Below are 1811 nucleotides of genomic sequence, written 5' to 3'. Positions count from 1 at the left end.
ATATCGCAGAATATCAATGGTTTTTAAAAATTTATTTCACGGATTCAGGTTTTATTTAAGAAGGAGAGGGTTGACTGTGATTGGTTAAGATGATGTGGCATACCTGGACCGCAGCACTTTTTTGTCAAACTTGCCCACAGACGTCTTGGGAATTTCATCAATGAACAGCACCTTGTCCGGCAGCCACCATTTGGCCACTTTATCCGAAAGGTACTTAATAATGTCCTCCTCGCTGGCACTGGTGCCGGGCTTGAGCACCACACAGGCCAGCGGACGCTCATCCCAGCGGGGGTGGGGCATGGCAATAACGGCAGCTTCGGCCACGGCCGGGTGCGACATGATGGCGTTCTCCAGATCTACCGAAGAAATCCACTCGCCGCCGCTCTTGATCAGATCCTTGGTGCGGTCTACAATCTGCACATAGCCTTCCTCGTCCACTGTGGCAATATCATTGGTGTGCAGCCAGCCGTCCACAATGGTTTCCCGGCTACGCTCGGGCTCATTGTAGTAGTAACCCGCAATCCAGGGTCCGCGCAGCAGCAGTTCGCCCATGGTCCGGCCGTCCCGCGGCACATCCTCACCCTTTTCGTTGACTACGCGCATCTCCAGACCGGGCACCAGCAAGCCCTGCTTGAGCTTCAACTGGGTATATTCCTCTGCCGAGAGATCTCGCAAATAGCTCTTGGTATAGTTGTAAAGCACCAGCGGAGAGGTCTCGGTCATACCGTAGGCATGGATAATATCAATGCCCAGCTTGCGGCGATAGCCTTCCAGAATGGCCCGGGGTAGAGCCGAACCACCGTTGACAATTGTCTTCAAACTGCTCAGATCGTACTGTTCTCTCTCCAGCTCGGCCAGCACGGCCATCCAGATGGTGGGCACACCGCCCGTGGCTGTCACTTTTTCATCCTGGAAAAGCTGGCAGAGCACTTTGGCATCGGGCCTGGCCCCGGGAAAAACCTGTTTTGCGCCCACCATAGTGCAAGAAAAGGGCAGGCCCCAGGCGTTCACGTGAAACATGGGCACGACCGGCAGTACCACTTCGGCCTCGGATACAGCCAGCGAATCCACCATGCACTCGGAGAAGGAGTGCAGCACTATGGAGCGGTGTGTATAAACTACACCCTTGGGATTACCCGTGGTGGCTGTCGTATAGCACATAGAGGCCGGCATGTTTTCATCCAGGTCTGCGGGAAACTGGAAGCCGGGATCCCCTTCGTTGACCAACTGCTCGTAGCTGTATACCGGCTGGAGTCTGGTCTGGGGCAGCTCGGTCTCCGGGCTCATAATCACATAGCCTTTTACACTGCTCAGCTTGTCCTGGATATTTTCCAACAGCGGCACCAGGTCCATATCTACAAAAATATAGCTGTCGGCCGCGTGGTTGATCACATATATCAATTGTTCAGTGAACAGCCGCAAGTTCAGGGCATGTAAAACAGCGCCCGAACAGGGAACGGCAAAATACAGCTCCAGGTGGCGGTGGTTGTTCCAGGCCAGGGTGCCTATACGGTCTCCCCTCTGCACACCCAGCTTTTGCAGGGCACTGCCCAGCCGGCAAACCCGCTCATAAAACTGGGCGTAATTATAACGAAACATGCCATTGTAGTCCCGGGAGACAATTTCCTTTTTCGGATAAATATTTTTAGCCCTTTCCAGAATACAGTTTTTGATCAAGAGGGGATAATTCATCATGGTCGGCAAGGCACCTCCGATTTTTAATATTTATAAGTTTTATTACAATCAGTTGATTGGATATATCCTGAATCCGTGAAATAAATTTTTAAAAACCATTGATATTCTGCGATATT

Annotated in this window: 1 protein-coding gene; it reads right to left on the bottom strand. The window is 52.0% G+C overall.

Translation table 11 applies throughout. The features are described from left to right. Positions 1-84: 84 nt before the first annotated feature. Complete coding sequence (locus ACUVTU_RS13110) at positions 85-1695, bottom strand: long-chain fatty acid--CoA ligase (protein WP_445890402.1); 1611 nt, start codon at positions 1693-1695, stop codon at positions 85-87. Between the last annotated feature and the right edge of the window lie 116 nt (positions 1696-1811).

This window comes from Desulfurispora sp. (assembly GCF_052744395.1).
The sequence above is the reverse complement of the archived record's forward strand: the minus strand, read 5'-3'. Positions and strand labels throughout refer to the sequence as shown.